This window comes from Martinezella rhizogenes, assembly GCF_027460065.1.
Lineage (GTDB): Bacteria > Pseudomonadota > Alphaproteobacteria > Rhizobiales > Rhizobiaceae > Agrobacterium > Agrobacterium rhizogenes_C.
The window spans coordinates 106,832-123,094 of sequence record NZ_JAPYZZ010000002.1; the positions used below are offsets into that span (position 1 = coordinate 106,832).

At 61.7% G+C, this 16,263-nt stretch carries 18 protein-coding genes; 4 read left to right on the forward strand and 14 right to left on the reverse strand.

The genetic code is table 11. The features are described from left to right. Nucleotides 1-59: 59 nt before the first annotated feature. A complete protein-coding gene (locus O8B93_RS05260) occupies nucleotides 60-1,973 on the forward strand; it encodes a PhoX family protein (RefSeq protein WP_269708757.1) in 1,914 nt (637 codons plus the stop codon). 108 nt (nucleotides 1,974-2,081) lie between these two features. Here O8B93_RS05260 and O8B93_RS05265 read toward each other — a convergent pair whose 3' ends face one another. The 14 genes from O8B93_RS05265 to ubiT form a co-directional block, all read right to left on the reverse strand. After that, entirely contained in the window at nucleotides 2,082-2,777 is a 696-nt protein-coding gene (locus O8B93_RS05265) for a cytochrome c3 family protein (RefSeq protein WP_269709029.1), read from the reverse strand. 2 nt (nucleotides 2,778-2,779) lie between these two features. Further along, nucleotides 2,780-3,271, reverse strand: coding sequence for a nitrate reductase cytochrome c-type subunit (locus tag O8B93_RS05270; protein WP_010973823.1), 492 nt, complete (start codon nucleotides 3,269-3,271; stop codon nucleotides 2,780-2,782). Then, entirely contained in the window at nucleotides 3,241-5,745 is a 2,505-nt protein-coding gene (napA, locus tag O8B93_RS05275; protein WP_269708758.1) for a periplasmic nitrate reductase subunit alpha, read from the reverse strand. The genes O8B93_RS05270 and napA overlap by 31 nt, the downstream gene beginning before the upstream one ends. Further along, entirely contained in the window at nucleotides 5,720-6,007 is a 288-nt protein-coding gene (locus O8B93_RS05280) for a chaperone NapD (RefSeq protein ID WP_052819247.1), read from the reverse strand. Before O8B93_RS05280 ends, napA begins: the two co-directional genes overlap by 26 nt. Beyond that, nucleotides 6,000-6,500: a ferredoxin-type protein NapF gene (gene napF / locus O8B93_RS05285; protein WP_269708760.1), complete on the reverse strand. Its 501-nt coding sequence runs from the start codon at nucleotides 6,498-6,500 to the stop codon at nucleotides 6,000-6,002. Before napF ends, O8B93_RS05280 begins: the two co-directional genes overlap by 8 nt. A gap of 7 nt (nucleotides 6,501-6,507) precedes the next feature. Further along, nucleotides 6,508-6,693, reverse strand: a complete 186-nt coding sequence (gene napE, locus O8B93_RS05290) for a periplasmic nitrate reductase, NapE protein (protein ID WP_269708761.1) — start codon at nucleotides 6,691-6,693, stop codon at nucleotides 6,508-6,510. Between the two features lie 212 nt (nucleotides 6,694-6,905). Continuing rightward, nucleotides 6,906-8,093: an NnrS family protein gene (locus O8B93_RS05295; RefSeq protein ID WP_269708762.1), complete on the reverse strand. Its 1,188-nt coding sequence runs from the start codon at nucleotides 8,091-8,093 to the stop codon at nucleotides 6,906-6,908. Further along, the gene (locus tag O8B93_RS05300) at nucleotides 8,090-8,842 is read right to left on the reverse strand and encodes an ATP-binding cassette domain-containing protein (protein ID WP_269708763.1); all 753 of its coding nucleotides are present in this window, start codon (nucleotides 8,840-8,842) and stop codon (nucleotides 8,090-8,092) included. The genes O8B93_RS05295 and O8B93_RS05300 overlap by 4 nt, the downstream gene beginning before the upstream one ends. Next, nucleotides 8,839-9,648 (reverse strand): ABC transporter permease, encoded by an 810-nt coding sequence (locus O8B93_RS05305; RefSeq protein WP_269708765.1) that lies wholly within the window; start codon nucleotides 9,646-9,648, stop codon nucleotides 8,839-8,841. The genes O8B93_RS05300 and O8B93_RS05305 overlap by 4 nt, the downstream gene beginning before the upstream one ends. A gap of 5 nt (nucleotides 9,649-9,653) precedes the next feature. Beyond that, a complete protein-coding gene (locus tag O8B93_RS05310) occupies nucleotides 9,654-10,637 on the reverse strand; it encodes an ABC transporter substrate-binding protein (protein WP_269708766.1) in 984 nt (327 codons plus the stop codon). A 150-nt stretch (nucleotides 10,638-10,787) separates the two neighbouring features. Further along, nucleotides 10,788-11,165, reverse strand: coding sequence for a hypothetical protein (locus O8B93_RS05315; protein ID WP_269708767.1), 378 nt, complete (start codon nucleotides 11,163-11,165; stop codon nucleotides 10,788-10,790). After that, a complete protein-coding gene (gene ubiV / locus O8B93_RS05320; protein WP_269708768.1) occupies nucleotides 11,162-12,100 on the reverse strand; it encodes a ubiquinone anaerobic biosynthesis protein UbiV in 939 nt (312 codons plus the stop codon). Before ubiV ends, O8B93_RS05315 begins: the two co-directional genes overlap by 4 nt. Before the next feature lie 5 nt (nucleotides 12,101-12,105). Beyond that, a complete protein-coding gene (gene ubiU / locus O8B93_RS05325; protein WP_269708769.1) occupies nucleotides 12,106-13,083 on the reverse strand; it encodes a ubiquinone anaerobic biosynthesis protein UbiU in 978 nt (325 codons plus the stop codon). After that, nucleotides 13,074-13,589, reverse strand: a complete 516-nt coding sequence (gene ubiT, locus O8B93_RS05330) for a ubiquinone anaerobic biosynthesis accessory factor UbiT (protein WP_269708770.1) — start codon at nucleotides 13,587-13,589, stop codon at nucleotides 13,074-13,076. The genes ubiU and ubiT overlap by 10 nt, the downstream gene beginning before the upstream one ends. Nucleotides 13,590-13,738: 149 nt before the next feature. Here ubiT and O8B93_RS05335 point away from each other — a divergent pair, with 149 nt between their 5' ends. From O8B93_RS05335 to O8B93_RS05345, 3 genes are read left to right on the forward strand one after another with little or no spacing between them, the layout of a single operon-like run. Next, the gene (locus O8B93_RS05335; RefSeq protein ID WP_269708771.1) at nucleotides 13,739-14,089 is read left to right on the forward strand and encodes a DUF488 domain-containing protein; all 351 of its coding nucleotides are present in this window, start codon (nucleotides 13,739-13,741) and stop codon (nucleotides 14,087-14,089) included. Nucleotides 14,090-14,145: 56 nt separating this feature from the next. Continuing rightward, nucleotides 14,146-15,672 (forward strand): UbiD family decarboxylase, encoded by a 1,527-nt coding sequence (locus O8B93_RS05340; protein WP_269708772.1) that lies wholly within the window; start codon nucleotides 14,146-14,148, stop codon nucleotides 15,670-15,672. Continuing rightward, nucleotides 15,669-16,259 carry a UbiX family flavin prenyltransferase gene (locus O8B93_RS05345; RefSeq protein ID WP_269708773.1) on the forward strand — a complete coding sequence of 197 codons (591 nt, stop codon included), beginning with the start codon at nucleotides 15,669-15,671 and terminating at the stop codon, nucleotides 16,257-16,259. Before O8B93_RS05340 ends, O8B93_RS05345 begins: the two co-directional genes overlap by 4 nt. The last annotated feature ends 4 nt before the right edge of the window (nucleotides 16,260-16,263 follow it).

Below are 16,263 nucleotides of genomic sequence, written 5' to 3' on the forward strand. Positions count from 1 at the left end.
ACTCAGACGATACGCAGCCTGTTGGAATGATTCCAAACATTGAACGGTGGAGACACGACATGACCGACATCGATACGAGCAAGCTGTCCTGGGACGAGTGGGACGAACTGCAAAACCCGCCGCCGGCCGAAACCGATTTCGACCGTGTGGTTGAAAGCGCGATTTCCCGGCGCGGCTTTCTCGGTGGCGTACTTGCCTTCGGTTCGGCCGCGGCCGCCATGGGCACGCTCGGCAACCTGATGAGCAGCACCTCGGCCGAAGCGGCGCAGGCAGCGACCTCGCGCTTCCAGTTCAAGCCGGTGGCGGCTGCGACCGACCATACCATTCACGTCCCGGAAGGCTATAGCTGGAAGCCGGTTGCCAAATGGGGCCAGCCGCTGTTTTCCAACGTTCCCGATCTCGACCCCGCCAAGGGCGTCAGCGTCGAGAACTCCGAGAAGGTGTTCGGCGAGAACACCGATGGCATGGAATTGTTCATGGTCGGCGCCCACCAGCTGATCGCCGTCAACCATGAATATGTGAACCCGGAAATCAACCTGCCGCATGCCGAAAAAGGCAATCCGAAGACGGCCGACGACGTGAAGATCCTGCAGAACATGCAGGGTGTCACCGTCATGGAAGTCGCCGAAGGCAAGGATGGCTGGGAGATCGTTCTCGACAGCCCGTTCAACCGCCGTATCCACCACAACACGCCGATGAAGCTTTCCGGCCCGGCCGCCGGTTCCGATCTCGTCAAGACCGCCGCCGATCCTGATGGTGTCGACTGTCTTGGCACCTTCAACAATTGCGGTGCCGGCCGCACGCCCTGGGGCACCTACCTCACCTGCGAGGAAAACTTCAACGGCTATTTCGGCACCGCTGACGCCGCCTTCAAGCTGCCTGACGACTACAAGCGTTATGGCATCGTCGCGGAGACGCGTTATGCCTATGAGAAGTTCGACGCGCGTTTCGACGTCGCCAAGAACCCGAACGAGCCGCGCCGCGCCGGTTACGTGGTCGAGATCGATCCTTCGGACGCCAAGTCCACCCCGATCAAGCGTACTGCGCTTGGCCGCATCAAGCACGAAAACGCCGCCGTGGTCATTGCCCGTGACGGCCGCGTCGTCGTTTATATGGGTGACGACGAGCGTGGCGAGTTCCTCTATAAATTCGTCTCCAACGGCATCTATGTGCCGGGCGGCGACACTTCCAAGCTGCTTGACGAAGGCACGCTCCATGTCGCCAAGTTCGCCGATGACGGCGCTGGCGAATGGGTGGCCCTCACGCCGGAAACCACAGGCATGAAGATCGACGAAATCTGCGTCTTCACCCGCCAGGCCGCTTCCAAGGTGGGTGCGACGACCATGGACCGCCCGGAATGGGTCGCCATCAACCCGGTTGCCATCGAAGCCTATTGCGCGCTGACCAATAACAGCCGCCGCGGTGAAATGAAGGACGGCAAGCTGCGCGCCAATGCCGGCGGCGACGCCATGACCATCAATGCCGTCAACCCGCGCGAAAAGAACGAATACGGCCAGATCGTGCGCTGGTATCCGGAAAATGACGACCATGCGGACGCCAAGTTCAAGTGGGACCTGTTCTGCATGGCTGGCAATCCCGCCGTTCACAAGGACGCCTATGCCGGTTCCTCGAATATCAACGAAGGCAACATGTTCAACTCGCCTGATGGCATGATGTTCGATAGCACCGGTCTGCTCTGGATTCAGACCGACGGCGAAGACAGCAATGAAGGCAACTTCGCTGGCCAGGGCAACAACCAGATGCTGGCGGGCGACCCGGCCACCGGCCGTATCGAGCGCTTCCTGACCGCCCCAAAGGGTTCCGAAGTCACCGGCCAGACCTGGTCCGGCGACAAGCGCACCCACTTCGTCGGCATCCAGCACCCCGACGCTCCCTTCCCGGACGGCGAAGGCAAACTGCCGCGCTCGGCGGTCATCGCCATCAAGCGCGACGACAACGCGAAGATCGGCTGAGGCATAAATCTGACGCAAACCCGGCCGCGTGCAACCCGCGGTCTGGTTCAGAACATAGAAACGCCGTGCATCCGAAAGCCTGCACGGCGTTTTGTTTTGCCCGACCGATTAGAACACGTTCCGATGCACATCGCTCATCGCCCGGCGCAGATCATCGACCGCGGACGCCGTCTGTCCCGGTTCATCGTTGAGCGCGGGTGGCATTTTCCAGCCGGGGTCGATGCCTTCCATATTCGGCAGCTCATGCGCGATGCCCTTGTGGCAATCGATGCAGGTGGCCTTGCCCGTCAGCAGATATTTCGAATGAATATCGGCGGCGCGCTGCGTCTGTTTGGTAAAGTCCATGGCGACGGAGGAGTGGCAATTGCGGCACTCCAGGCTGTCATTGGCCTTCAGGCGCGACCATTCGTGCTGGGCAAGCTCCAGCCGCTTGTCGAGGAATTTCTTGCGGGTGTCGATGGTGCCGAAAATCTTGCCCCAGACTTCCTTGGAAGCCTGCATCTTGCGGGCGATCTTGTCGGTCCATTCGTGCGGCACATGGCAATCCGGACAGGAAGCACGCACGCCGGAGCGATTGGAGAAATGCACCGTCCGGGTCAGCTCCTCATAAACATTGGCGCGCATCTCGTGGCAGGAAATGCAGAAAGCTTCCTTGTTGGTCATTTCCAGCGCGGTGTTGAAGGCGCCCCAGAACATCACCCCGCCGACGAAACCGCCAAGAGTCAGGAAGGCGAGGCTGAGCGTACCCGCCGGCGTGGTCAGAACCGCCCAGAGCCAGATGAAGAGTTTTTTGATACGGGCAATCATCATTCGCTACCCGCCGGTTTCACGCCCATGGTGCTCATGTCCTCGAACGTGTTGGGCACGAGCGGTCGCGTATCGGCCTGCGGCACATGGCAGGCGGTGCAGAAATAACGGCGCGGCGAGACATCCGCCAGCATCTGGCCTTCGCGCGTCATGTAATGGGTGACGCTGATCATCGGTGCGCCGGAATCCTGGGTGAATTCGCGCTTGTGACAGGAGAGACAGCGATTGGCGTTGACCGACAGTTGGTAACCGTCAATCGAATGCGGGATGACAGGCGGCTGTTCGGGATAGGCGCGCATGCGCCTGAAATCGTCGATCACCCATTTCGGCAGGGGTTTCGCGGGCTCGGTTTTCATGGCGTCGCCGCGCGGGCCGGACAGTTCCGGCACCATCTGCGCAACGGCCCCCGTCGCCAAGGCCACGACCAGAAGCGTGGCGGCGATCCATCCGTGTTTCCTGATCATGCGACTGGCTCTATCTTGACTGCGCATTTCTTGAAATCCGTCTGCTTGGAGATGGGATCGGTTGCGTCGAGCGTCACCTTGTTGATCAGCTGGCTGGCATCGAACCACGGAACGAAGATGACGCCGGGCGGCATGCGGTTGCGGCCGCGCGTTTCCACGCGGGAGCGGATTTCGCCACGGCGCGAGACGATACGGATTTCCGAACCCTGATTGAGCCCGCGCTTGCGCGCATCCGCGGCATTCATGAAACAGCGAGCGCCGGGAAAGGCCTTGTAGAGTTCCGGTACGCGCATGGTCATGGAACCGGAATGCCAGTGCTCCAGCACGCGACCCGTCACCAGCCAGGTGTCGAATTCCTCATCGGGGGATTCCGCCGGCGGCTCGTAAGGCACGGCGATGATGACCGCCTTGCCGTCCTTGTTGCCGTAGAATTTCACGCCCTCGCCCGGCTTGACATAGGGGTCATAACCCTCGCGGTAACGCCACAGCGTTTCCTTGCCATCCACCACCGGCCAGCGCATGCCGCGCACCTCGTGATAGGCATCGTAAGGCGCCAGATCGTGGCCGTGACCGCGCCCGAAAGCGGCATATTCCTCGAACAGACCCTTTTGCAGATAAAAACCGAAATCCCTGGATTCCTGATTCTGGTAGTCGGCGTTGATCTCGCTCAGCGGGAACTTGCCGACATCGCAGTCCTTGTAGAGAACCTCAAACAGCGTTTTGCCGCGATAGTCAGGATTGGCGTCCAGCAGTTCCGCCGGCCACACCTCGTCGGTGGTGAAGCGCTTGGAAAACTCCACCAACTGCCAGAGATCGGAACGCGCCTCGCCTGTCGCCTCCACCAGCTGGTGCCAGACATGGGTGCGCCGCTCGGCATTGCCATAGGCCCCTTCCTTCTCCACCCACATGGCGGCGGGCAGAATGAGGTCGGCGCTCATGGCGGTGATGGTCGGATAGGCATCCGAAACCACGATGAAGTTTTCCGGGTTGCGATAACCCAGATAGGTCTCGTTCTTGGTGTTGGGGCCGGCCTGGACGTTGTTGTTGACCTGTACCCAGTAGAAATTCAGCTTGCCGTCATGCAGCATGCGGTCCTGCTGCACGGCGTGGTAACCCGGCTTTTCCGGGATGATGCCGTGCGGAATGCGCCAGATTTCTTCGGCATGCTTTCGGTGTTCCGGGTTGGTCACCGTCATGTCGGCCGGCAAGCGGTGGGCGAAGGTTCCCACTTCACGCGCCGTGCCGCAGGCCGAGGGCTGGCCGGTCAGCGAGAACGGACTGTTACCGGGCTCGGAAATCTTTCCGGTCAAAAGATGGATGTTATAGACCATCTGGTTGGCCCAGACGCCGCGGACATGCTGGTTGAAACCCATGGTCCAGAGCGACATGACCTTGCGTTTCGGGTCGGCATAAAGCTCGGCCAGTTCCTCCAGGAAACCGGCTTCCACCCCGGTCATGGCGGCGGTCTTTTCCAGCGTGTATTGGGAGACAAATTCCTTGAAGGTCTCGAAATCGATCGCTTCCGTCTTGGTCGGATCGGCGGAATTGGCGGCATTCACCTCCACCGGATTGTCTGGCCGCAGGCCATAACCGATATCGGTGACGCCGCGTACGAATTTCGTGTGGTTCTTAACGAAGTCTTCGTTGACGCGCCCGGTCTTGATGATGTGGTTGGCGATGTAATTGAGGATGACGAGGTCCGTGCCCGGCTTGAAGACCATGGGGATATCGGCGAGATCCATGCTGCGATGGGTGAAGGTCGAAAGCACCGCCACCTTCACGTGGTCAAAGCCCAGACGCCGATCGGCGATGCGGGTCCACAGGATGGGATGCATCTCCGCCATGTTCGAGCCCCAGAGCACGAAGGCATCGGCATGTTCGAAATCGTCGTAGCACCCCATCGGCTCGTCCATGCCGAAGGTGCGCATGAAGGCATAAGCGGCCGACGCCATGCAGTGGCGGGCATTGGGGTCGAGATTGTTGGAACGGAAGCCGGCGCGCATCAGCTTGGTGGCCGCATAGCCTTCGAAGATGGTCCACTGGCCGGAGCCGAACATGCCAACGGCCGTCGGTCCCTTTTCCTTCAGCACGCGCTTGCACTGCTGCGCCATCACATCGAAGGCCTCATCCCAGCTGACAGGCTCGAATTCGCCGTCCTTGGCATAGGCGCCGTTTTTCTTGCGTAGAAGCGGGGTTTGCAGCCGGTCCTTGCCATACATGATCTTGGACAGGAAATAGCCCTTGATGCAGTTGAGGCCACGATTGACCTCCGCCTGCATGTCACCATGGGTGGCAACCACCTTGCCTTCCTTGACGCCGACCATGACACCGCAGCCCGTGCCGCAGAAACGACAGGGCGCCTTGGACCATTTGATCTGCAATGCTGAAACACCGCCCGGCACCGGCTGGGCGGCGGCCGGCAGCGCAATGCCCGCCGTTGCCGCCGCAATGCCGGCGGCATGCGCCTTCAATAGATTACGCCGCGTCAGTTCGCTGCTCATCGCCGCCTGTCTCCTCTGTATCGACGTGTTCGAAAACCATGTTGGCGGCAATCACACCGTCGAGTGTCGAAATATAAGTGAGCGTATCGCCCAGCATGCCGGTGCTCGTGCCGTCTATGACGATGACAATCTTGCCGTTGCCCTCGCCGTGAACCTCGACATTGTCGAGCGTCAGGAGCGTTGCAAACACGGCGTCCCGCATCTGGGGCATCACCGCAACCACAGCGCTTGAGACATGATATCGGCCTGTATTCTCAGGCATATTGCGTCTCCCTGGCTGTTTCCTTGATCTTGATCACACCGACTGGGCAGACAGACACGCAGGCCCCGCAGCCGGTGCAGGCCTCCTCGACAAGCGCGGGCACGAAGGGGCCGCCGCGGCGGGGGCGAAACCGGATAGCCTCGGTCGGGCAGGCATCGCGGCAGGCCTGGCAATCGACATTGCCAAAAGCGAGACACCCCTCGCCGATCGCCATGATGTGATCGAAGCTTTGTGCGTCAGATGTCGCAAAAACCGGCTCGGGACAGGCTTGCGCGCACTTGCCGCAGAAGGTGCACTCCCCGGCGGAGAAATCCACCGAAGGCAGACCGCCTGACATGGTGATGATACCGGTGGGACAGGCTTCAACGCATTTTGCGCAACCGCTGCAGGCGGCGAGGTCGCTCAACGCGACCCCGGGGGGACAGATACGCATTTCCCGTTTCTGTCCGCCGCGCAGAAAATCGCGCCAGCTGAGTGAGACTTCCATCGTCATTTCGCCCTCAATGGCCGGGCGGTCCCGGCGGCCCGTAAATGATCTGGAACATCCAGACGATGAAGCCAAAGGCTCCGACAAATCCGACCGCCAGCACAGGCCAGATTCCAAAGGCCAGAACGGCGAAGGCAATAAGCTCCTTCGTCCGGCTCGGCTTTCCATCCGCGTGTAGAGGCGCGACTATTTTAGGCATATTCGCGTTTCCCTGTTCGGTTCGAGTTATCATCGGCCAAAAGGCCGAAATATTCAACAATTTGATTTTATTGATTATTTATCAAAGCTAACATTCATCAAGACCGCCCTCCTAAGTCACTGATTTCATGTTGTGCTTTTGCCGAAAAAATAAACAAATGATACCAAGAGAGAAAAAAGGGATGGCGGAGGTGCCGGGGGCAAGCTGCGTTCTCAACCACATGCGCCGGCCTCGTCGGTGCCAGGTGCTCGCATGAAGGGCAGAAAGCCCTGAAGCCAGATGCCGAAACTCGCGGCCCACAATATTGCGCTGAGGCCGTGATGATAGGGTGACAGGAATGCCGCGAATTCGAATTCGGGCAGGATGCGGATGAGGCCTGCCATCACCATCAGGGCGGTCGCCGCATGCGCCTGCCAGGGCAGATGTTTCAGATCGCGGCCCGTGTGCCGGAGCCCGGCAATGATGAAGACGGCCATGATGGCGCAGCCAAGCGTGCCAACCGACAGCAGGTGCAGCCCTGCGGCAGACGTAACGGAAAAACCGAGCCGCGTCGCCCCGAGCACCAGAAATCCCGCCCCGGCAAAGGCATTGCCGAGCGCCAGCAACAGAACCTCGGTCCTGAAGGCGGCGCGGCCGATGAACCATTCGGCCAGCCGGTCGAAAAACGCGGCACCGGCCGCAAGCGCCAGCCAGGCGCAGACGTCGCTTTCCGGAAACAGAAGTTTTGCTGCCATGTACAGGGTCACCATGGCGCCCGCCATATGCTGGCGGCCGGGATGTGGCCGGTAAGGCGTGGTCTCGCCGCTCGGATCGAGCGCCAGATTGATGACGACGACGTTGATGCGGGCGGCCGAGAGGGAGAAAAGCACGATGAAGATGCACAGCGCCGCCTCCAGACAGCGGGTCGCGAGTTCCAGATCGCCAGCCCACCAGGCATAACGCACCCCCGCTTCCGCCGCCGCAAACAGCATGAGCCAGACGAGGAAGGCCAGATGTTTCGTCGTTCGCCGCGCCAGCATCGCCCTGCCGATGAGGGCGGACAGCGCGAGCAGGAATGCTAGATCGAAAAAGCCCCCCGGAAGGCTCCACGCATCGGCCCCCACAAAACCGATCAGGCGACCCGGCAACCAGAGGCCGGCGAGAGCAAGCAACGTGCGGCCCGAAGCCGTTTTTGTATCGGTCCACTCAGGCACTGCCGAGCCGAGAAAACCGGCGAGCGCGATGCCATAGGTGCCAAAAATCATTTCGTGGGCATGCCATTGCGACGGCGGAACAGCGTCGGCGAAAGGCAGGCCGTAACCGCCGATGACGACCCACAAAAACGGCCAGACAGCGCCGTGCAGGGTCGCCAGAGGGAAAAACAGCCGCAGAGCTTCCGAAAGGATGGGGGGCTGTCTCATCTCATCCGCTCCTTTGCCGAAAACAATTCGGAGAAGGCCGGGCTTTCGGCCAGCAATTCCGCCTCATCGAAAACCGCGCGCGCCATGCGCCGGCCCGGCGAACCGTTCGGACTATGCGCGGCGATGACACGGCCGTCGACGCCGGAGAGCACGATCAGCCGGTCGGCCACCAGCAGCGCTTCGTGAAGATCATGGGTGACGAGAAGGGTGGAAAAGCCGCGTTTACGGGCAGCTATCACCAGCAGTTCCTGCAAATGGCGGCGCAGGCCCACATCGACGGCGCTGAAGGGTTCGTCCAGAAACAGCATGTCCGGCTCTACGGCAAGCGCCCGCGCCACACCGGCGCGCTGGCGCATGCCGCCGGAAAGCTCGACCGGATATTTACGAAAATCCGTTTCTTCCAGACCGACTTCCAGCGCAAACTGCGCCGCGATCTCCCGCCGCAACCGTTTCGGTATGCCGACTGCCGCAAGCCCGTAAGCGATATTGTCGATCAATGTCATCCATGGCAGCAGCCGCGGCTCCTGAAACACCAGCCCCTGCCGGCGGTAATTGCGCTGTACCCGGCCGCGAACGGGATCGATGACGCCGGCCGCGATCTGCAAAATCGTCGTCTTGCCGCTGCCGGAGGGGCCGAGCAGCGCCACGGTTTCCCCCGGCGCGATGCTCAGATTGAAATTCTCAAACAGGCTGCGGCCGAGAAAAGCGTGGCCGACCTGTTCGAAACTGAGGGCAAAATGGTCGCTCATCGTTTGACACCCCATGGCAGCCCGGCGGCGCGCCAGCGTTCCAGCGCCTCGCGCAGCAGATGCAGCAGGCCGTAATCGGTCAGCAAGGCAAGGCCGACCGTGATGGTGAGCCAGGCGCTGACCTGGGCGATATCGAACAGCGCCCTCGCGGTTGCCAGTTCGCCGCCAATGCCGCCGGAATTCGACAGAAGCTCGGCCATGACAGTCACTTTCCAGGCGCTGCCGGCCGTGGTCGTCCATGCCGGAAAGAGATAGGAAAGCACATGCGGCATGGTGACGGTGCGCAGGCGGTAAAACCATGGAGCGCCGAAAGCCTGCGCCATCACCTCCAGCTGCCGGTCCCGCTTGGCGACACCTTCCAGCGCGCCGGCGAAGGAGACCGGCGCCGAGGCGATCGCCACGGTCATGATGGCCGTGCCACCGGACGAACCGAACCAGATGAGCGCCAGCACGATCCAGCCGATGGGTGGCACGCCGAGCAGGACGGTGACAACAGGCTTCATCAGCCGCATGGCGGCGAAGGAATAACCGGCCAGCACACCCGCCACCGTGCCGATGCCGGCGGCGATGGCAAAACCGGTCAGGGCCCTGACGGCGCTCTGTGACAGGATGGCGAAAAAATCCGGCCGCGCCGCCAGAAGCCCGATCGCCGCGAAAGTCTCACCCGGCGAAGGCAGGATGAAAGAGCCATAAATCTCATGCCCGGTCTGCCAGGCGGCGAGAAAACAGAAAATGCCTGATAGCCCGGCCCAGCCCGCCCAGAGATAGCGACCCGTCCAGCCAAGACTTTCAAGAATGCGGTTCATGCCTGCTACACCAGATAAAAGCCGTCATCCGGCCGCCGACCGCCGATGATGGCCGGGTCCGCCTTGGCGAGTTCATCGTAAAATGCCTCGAGATCGGCGCGTGCGGCGCTCGCCTTCAGCGCCGACAAATGGCTCGTCGGGAAAGAGGCCGCGATGATTTCCGCCGGGAAACCGAGGGCATCGGCGGCGGCGGCCGCCGCCCTCTGCGGATCGGCCATGGCACTGGCGAGCGCCGCTTCCATGCCCGCCTGCAAGGCATCAATACCAGCCTTGCCGAGCTTTTCCTGAACCTGCGACGTCAGGGCGAGACCGGCTTGCGGGATTTCCGGCTTGCCCGCCACCTTTGCCCAGTCCTGCTGGATGTCGATGGTGCGGTGAACGGTCATGAAAAACGACTTTGCCTTGATCAGCACAGCGGTCGCCGCCGGTTCGCTCAGCAGCGCGGCATCCACCCTGCCCGTCAGCAGCAATTGTACGGCCTCCGGTGGCGAGGCGGCATATTCCAGCTTGATATCGCCGGGCTTCAAGCCTTTTTCAGCGACCAGCCGGCGCAAGACGAAATCGGGCATATCGGTCTTGAATGGCAGAGCAAGCGTCTTGCCCGAGAGACCTTCCAGCGACGTCAGCGTTTCGTCCTTCGACACGACATAGAGCAGACCGGTGGTCAGCACATTCAGAAGCCCAAGGCCGAGACCGCGATTATGTAGATTGGCAGCACCGTAGCTCGGCATCACCACCGCACCCATGGAACCGGAGGCGACGGCGGCGCGCATTTCATCCGGCGTTTTCCACGCCTTGAAGACGGCCTCGGGCGCGACATCCTTCAGGAACCCGCCTTTCACCGCATGGGCAAGCACGGCAGAAGGTGCTGCGGGCGGACCATAAAAGGTGAGCGGCGCGTCGGCCATCAGAATATGCGGCGTGGCAAGCGTCGCGACCGCCAAACCCGAAAGGGCCGAAAGCGCCTGACGGCGGGTGAGATGGGCCATGGTACTGATCCTTGTTCGCGCCGGAAGCGCCCCGATAGGCGTGACGTCCGCTCGAACCGATCTTCCAGCCACAACGCGTCACCAATCTGGAAATGACATTTTACAAGCGCCCGCTCTTTGCGCAGGATCAAACAGCGCCGGAAACCGGGCCTATTCGCCCGTCCTGAGTGACAGGGCCTCTCGCAGGATACGGGCGCCCTCCTGGGCGGCGGCGGCAATGTCGAGAAACATCAGGCTCGCGGTTTCGACCACACCTTCATCGACCGTATCGTCCTCGGCGAAATCGGCGAGCATCTCGGTCAGAAGCCCGATCTTGCGCCGTTCCTCTCGGGCAGCGGCCAGAAGCTTGACGATGTTGCGCTGGCGCTCGAAATCCTCGAGCTCACGCAGGGCTTCGTGCACCTTGTCGCGGCAGCCGCAATCGAGCGCGCTTTCCAGAACGACATTGCGTACCAGATGGATCGCCGCCGCGATATCCGCCCCGCCCGGTGCCGGGTGTGCCTGCTGTTCCTGTCCGCTCATCGTCATAGATTAGCTCCATGCGCCGTGTTGCGCGCGCGGGCGATCCAGGCCGCCCCTTCCTGCCCGTGATGAAAACCATTGGAAAAGGGCACGTCCGGATAGGCTTGTTGCAGAAGGGCGATGCTTTCCTCCGCATCTCGCCTGCCGGCAAGAACGTCGTCGTGGATCCGCGCCACCGCGACCATGTCGCAATCCTGCGGCGACAGGCGAAAACGCGCTATGTCGGCAGCGGCCAGATCCTGCAATTCGCCAAGCAGCGACTGGCAGGTGTGCGACACCGTCTGCACGCCGTTCAGCGCTAGAAACGACTGCCGGTCGAGGGTGCGGACAGGTAGTCCGTCAGGGTCGTCACCGCAGACGAACTGGCAATTATCCTTGATATTGCCCTTGGCGCGGGCATGGGCGCAGCGCGCCGAAATGGCGAGCGGCAGGCGGCCGAAGGCGAAGATTTCGAAGTCCACGTCAGGTGTTTCCGCCACGATGCGCTCCACTGAGGTCACCGGTAGTTCCGGCGGCAGGCAGATGGCGCTTGCCCCGCGCGAGGAAAGCAGCCGTGCGGCGGCTGCATTATAGACATTCACCATCGGCCCGACGACATGCGGCGTGCCGTACAACATGCCGAGTGCGGAAAGATCGTTCGCCTCGACGGGATAGGGGCTGTCGGCGATCAGGCCGCGCAGCTGGCGGCTTTCGCGCTCCAGCGTCACCAGGGAAAGGGTCGAGAGGATCACTTTCTTTCCCGCAGTTTCCAGCCGCTCGATCACCTCGGCCAGATGGGGCTCGGTAAAATGAAACCGTTTAGAACAGACGGTCTCGCCGAGATAGACGTGGCTGACCGGCGCTTCGTCGGCGATGCGAAAGTAAAAATCACGCCATTTTTCGCCCTGCCAGAGATAAAGGACGGGGCCGAGCGCCAATGTGGCCTTTGCGGTTTTTGCCATCGCCATCATCTCCAGCGTTTCTCGTAAGCACCGACAGTGGTGCGCTGGCCTTCGCTTAACAGCCGCAGGCGTGAAAGCAGCCGTCCCCGTTCTTCGGCGCTGGCGGCCAGCGCCCGGTGCAGGGTGGAAACCACTTCCGCCACATAGGCCTTGCCGCGCTGGCGGCCCTCGATCTTCAGCGCGCTGACACCCGCTTCCCGCAAGGCATCGATCTGGTCCATCACATCAAGCGATACCGGGTCCTCGAAGGCATAGGACTTGTCGTCGGCAATCTCGAAACGACCCTTGCACAGCGTCGGGTAACCCGCCGCCTCGCCGTCCGGAAAGCGGTTGATGGTGTAATCGCCGAGTTCCGACACCAGCTCCTGCCCGTCCTGCCGGTAATGCACATGGCTTGCCGGCGAGCAGACGCCGTTCATGTTGGGTGACTTGCCTGTGGCATAAGACGAAAGCGAGCAGCGCCCCTCCGCCATGACGCAGAGACCGCCGAACACGAAGATTTCTATCTCGCAGCGGATTTGCCGCGCCAGCCGGGCGATGTCGGGAATCGTCAGGGTGCGCGGCAGCACCACACGTTTTGCGCCGAAGGCATCAACGAGGAAATTCACCGCGTCCGCATTGGAGGCGGAGGCCTGCACGGAGACGTGGATGCGCTGTTGCGGATGTTTTTCCGCCACATGCGCCATCAGGCCGAAATCGGCAAGGATCAGCGCATCCGCCCCCGCCTTCACCGCATCGGCCGCACCGCGATACCAGATATCCTCATTGCCCGCGCGCATGAAGGTGTTGAGCGCGACGAAAGTCTGGACGCCGCGCTTCTTCGCGTAGGCGATGGCTTCGGCAAGCTCTTCGCGGGAAAAATTGAGCCCGGGAAAATTGCGGGCATTGGTTTCATCGCGAAAGCCGCAATAGACCGCGTCCGCCCCGGCATCCACGGCCTCGCGGAAGGCGGCGGGCGTTCCCGCTGGACAGATCAGTTCCATGCCTCACCTCCCCGCGTTTCGGATAGAACATGGCCACGCAACCGGTTCGCAACACGAGTCACCACCGGCGCGAAAGGCCCGGCAAAGGCACCGAGATCGCGCGGCAGATCAATGCCGCTGTCATCAAGCGCATTGCGCAGTGCCAACATCGCCTCCATGTCGCCGGTCACGCTGAGATCCCGCGAGAAGAACAGCGCATCGGCATCCTGCCGCCCCTCCATCAGCGCCAGCAGCATGAAAAGCGGCCCTTCCACCGCCGCATCCACCTTCGACAGACGGCCCTTTCGGCTGACGGTGATGGCAGGACGCGCCGGCTCGACCATGAAGGCGAAGGGGAGATCGACAGGCAGGAAGGCGTAGCGTTTGCCGCTATGCTCACCGAGCCGGCCGAACATATCCGGGTGCCGTTTCATGATCTGCGCCAGCATCGCCTCCGTCGCTCGCTGCACCACGGCAAGGGGCAGAAAATTCATGGGGCGGGCGATGGCGGCGGGAAACGGTCTCATAAATGGTCCTGTCAGGTCAGTTGCGGGCAGGAACCTAACCGCAGCGCGCCAGCGCCGGTTTGAGCGAACGCAAAGACAGAGAGATTTTCGGGTGCGGCTTCACAAAAGCCGCTATAAATCATTCACTTGCGAAGCGAAGGAGGCCGCCCATGTCCGATATAAGGATCAAACGGATTTATGATGCCGCCAGCGATGATGACGGCGCACGCATTCTGGTGGACCAGCTGTGGCCGCGCGGCATGCGCAAGGAAACCGCACAGCTTTCGCTGTGGATGAAGGAAATCGCGCCCAGCAACGAATTGCGCAAGAATTTCTCGCATATGCCGTCGCGTTTTGCGGAATTCACCCGGCACTATCATGAGGAGCTGGCCGCCAATCCCGATGCCGTGGCGTGCATGAAGGAGCTGATGGCGAAGGGCCGCGTCACGCTGCTTTATGCCGCCCATGATACCGAACACAACCACGCCCTTGTTCTTGCCGACTATCTTCGTTCGCACTGAAGCCGCATTTGCGGCAGCGCAAGGACATGCCGCACCGCCACCGGCAAACAGGCGGCATGAGAGACGAACCGACAGATACAAAGACAGAAACTAAACCCGCCCACGCAGCCGATCTGCGCGGTTTCGTCCGGTTGCTGGAAGAACGCGGGCAGCTGCGGCGAATCCGCCAGCCGGTCTCACTGGTGCACGAAATCACCGAAATCCACCGCCGGGTGCTCGCCGATGGCGGGCCGGCGCTGCTGTTCGAGCAACCCGTCGACCATGAGGGCAAGGTGCGGGACATGCCGCTGCTTGCCAATCTCTTCGGCACGCGGCAACGCATCGAATGGGGGCTGGGGCTGGAAACGGGCGGCCTGCCAGCACTTGGACAAAAGCTCGCCGAATTGCGCGAGCCACGGCCGCCGAAATCCATGGCCGAGGCATGGGGTAAGCTGCCTTTGCTGAAAGCCGCACTGTCCATGCGGCCACGTAACGTTTCCCGTGCGCCGGTGCAGGAAAAGGTACTGACGGGTGATGCAGTCGATCTTGCCCGCCTGCCGGTGCAATGGTGCTGGCCGGAAGAGCCGGCCCCGCTTATCACCTGGCCGCTGGTCATCACCCGCTCGCCTGATGATCCCGACGATATCAATGTCGGCATTTACCGCATGCAGGTGCTGGGGCCGGACAGGGTGATCATGCGCTGGCTGGCGCATCGCGGCGGCGCGCAGCACCACCTGATGTGGCAGGCGCGCGGGCTGGATATGCCCGTCACCGTCGCCATCGGGGCCGATCCCGCCACTATTCTCGCCGCCGTGATGCCGCTTCCCGACCATATCAGCGAGCTTGGTTTTTCCGGCCTGCTACGCGGTTCGAAAAGCCGCATCGCAAAGGCACTGACGGTGCCGATGCCGGTGCCTGCCAATGCCGAGATCGTGCTGGAAGGTACTGTTTCGGCCACGGAAACAGCAATGGAAGGCCCCTATAGCGACCACACCGGCTATTATAATTCGGTCGAAGCCTTTCCGATCATGACGCTGTCGGCCATCACCATGCGCCGCGACCCGATCTATCTTTCCACCTATACCGGCCGGCCGCCGGACGAGCCCTCGGTTCTCGGCGAAGCCATGCTCGAGATTTTCCTGCCGCTCGTGAAGAGGCAGTTTGCGGAAATCGTCGATCTGTGGATGCCGCCGGAGGCCTGTTCCTACCGCGTCATGGTCGCCTCCATCGACAAGCGTTACCCGGGACAGGCAAAGCGGGTGATGATGGGGCTCTGGTCGATGCTGCCGCAGTTCAGCTATGTGAAGCTCATCATTCTGGTCGATCCCGACATCAATGTGCGCAACTGGGCGGATGTCATCTGGGCGCTTTCGACCCGCTTCGACGCCTCGCGCGATGCAACGATCATCAACGATACGCCCATCGATTATCTCGACTTCGCCTCACCGAAAGCCGGCCTTGGTGGCAAGATGGGTCTGGACGCTACCCGCAAGCTGCCGCCTGAGACGGAGCGCGAATGGGGCCGCGTGCTGTCGATGACGCCTGACGTCATCGCAAAGGTGGATCTGATGTGGCGTGATCTTGGCCTTGGAGAACGACCATGAACCCGTGTCGCGTCGTGGTCGGCGTCACCGGTGCTTCGGGTGCCGGCATTGCGCTGCGCATCATCGAGCGTCTCGCCGACATGAAAAACGTCGAAATCCATCTCGTCCTGTCGCAATCCGCCAGACGCACCGTGCTGCATGAGGAAGGTGCGCAAACCTTGGGGCGGATGTTGTCGCTCGCCAGCGTCAATCACGCCGTCGATGATATTGGTGCGGCGATCGCCAGCGGCTCCTTCCCGACAGCAGGCATGATCGTCGCCCCCTGCTCCATGCGAACGCTCGCGGCCATTGCAACCGGGCTTTCGGACAATCTCCTTACCCGCGCCGCCGATGTGCATCTGAAGGAAGGGCGGAAACTGGTTTTGATGACCCGCGAGACGCCGCTGCATCTCATCCATCTGCGCAACATGTGCGCGGTGACAGAGGCGGGCGCGATCGTCATGCCGCCAGTGCCGGCCTTTTATAACAGGCCGCAAAGCGTCTTCGATATTGTCGACCAGCTCGCCGCCCGCGCGATCGATCAGCTCGGCATCGCGCCAGCGCCGCAGGCGCCGATATGGCAGCCGCATGTGGTGAAGACGCCTTGAGTGG

Coding starts and splice junctions, on each gene's coding strand:
- O8B93_RS05310 (WP_269708766.1), bottom strand. CDS start 10,637: ATGGCCCATCTCACCCGCCGTCAGGCGCTTTCGGCCCTTTCGGGTTTG.
- O8B93_RS05295 (WP_269708762.1), bottom strand. CDS start 8,093: ATGAGACAGCCCCCCATCCTTTCGGAAGCTCTGCGGCTGTTTTTCCCT.
- napE (WP_269708761.1), bottom strand. CDS start 6,693: ATGCCTAAAATAGTCGCGCCTCTACACGCGGATGGAAAGCCGAGCCGG.
- O8B93_RS05335 (WP_269708771.1), top strand. CDS start 13,739: ATGTCCGATATAAGGATCAAACGGATTTATGATGCCGCCAGCGATGAT.
- O8B93_RS05270 (WP_010973823.1), bottom strand. CDS start 3,271: ATGCGCAGTCAAGATAGAGCCAGTCGCATGATCAGGAAACACGGATGG.
- O8B93_RS05300 (WP_269708763.1), bottom strand. CDS start 8,842: ATGAGCGACCATTTTGCCCTCAGTTTCGAACAGGTCGGCCACGCTTTT.
- ubiT (WP_269708770.1), bottom strand. CDS start 13,589: ATGAGACCGTTTCCCGCCGCCATCGCCCGCCCCATGAATTTTCTGCCC.
- O8B93_RS05315 (WP_269708767.1), bottom strand. CDS start 11,165: ATGACGATGAGCGGACAGGAACAGCAGGCACACCCGGCACCGGGCGGG.
- O8B93_RS05260 (WP_269708757.1), top strand. CDS start 60: ATGACCGACATCGATACGAGCAAGCTGTCCTGGGACGAGTGGGACGAA.
- O8B93_RS05305 (WP_269708765.1), bottom strand. CDS start 9,648: ATGAACCGCATTCTTGAAAGTCTTGGCTGGACGGGTCGCTATCTCTGG.
- O8B93_RS05345 (WP_269708773.1), top strand. CDS start 15,669: ATGAACCCGTGTCGCGTCGTGGTCGGCGTCACCGGTGCTTCGGGTGCC.
- napA (WP_269708758.1), bottom strand. CDS start 5,745: ATGAGCAGCGAACTGACGCGGCGTAATCTATTGAAGGCGCATGCCGCC.
- napF (WP_269708760.1), bottom strand. CDS start 6,500: ATGACGATGGAAGTCTCACTCAGCTGGCGCGATTTTCTGCGCGGCGGA.
- O8B93_RS05280 (WP_052819247.1), bottom strand. CDS start 6,007: ATGCCTGAGAATACAGGCCGATATCATGTCTCAAGCGCTGTGGTTGCG.
- ubiU (WP_269708769.1), bottom strand. CDS start 13,083: ATGGAACTGATCTGTCCAGCGGGAACGCCCGCCGCCTTCCGCGAGGCC.
- ubiV (WP_269708768.1), bottom strand. CDS start 12,100: ATGGCAAAAACCGCAAAGGCCACATTGGCGCTCGGCCCCGTCCTTTAT.
- O8B93_RS05340 (WP_269708772.1), top strand. CDS start 14,146: ATGAGAGACGAACCGACAGATACAAAGACAGAAACTAAACCCGCCCAC.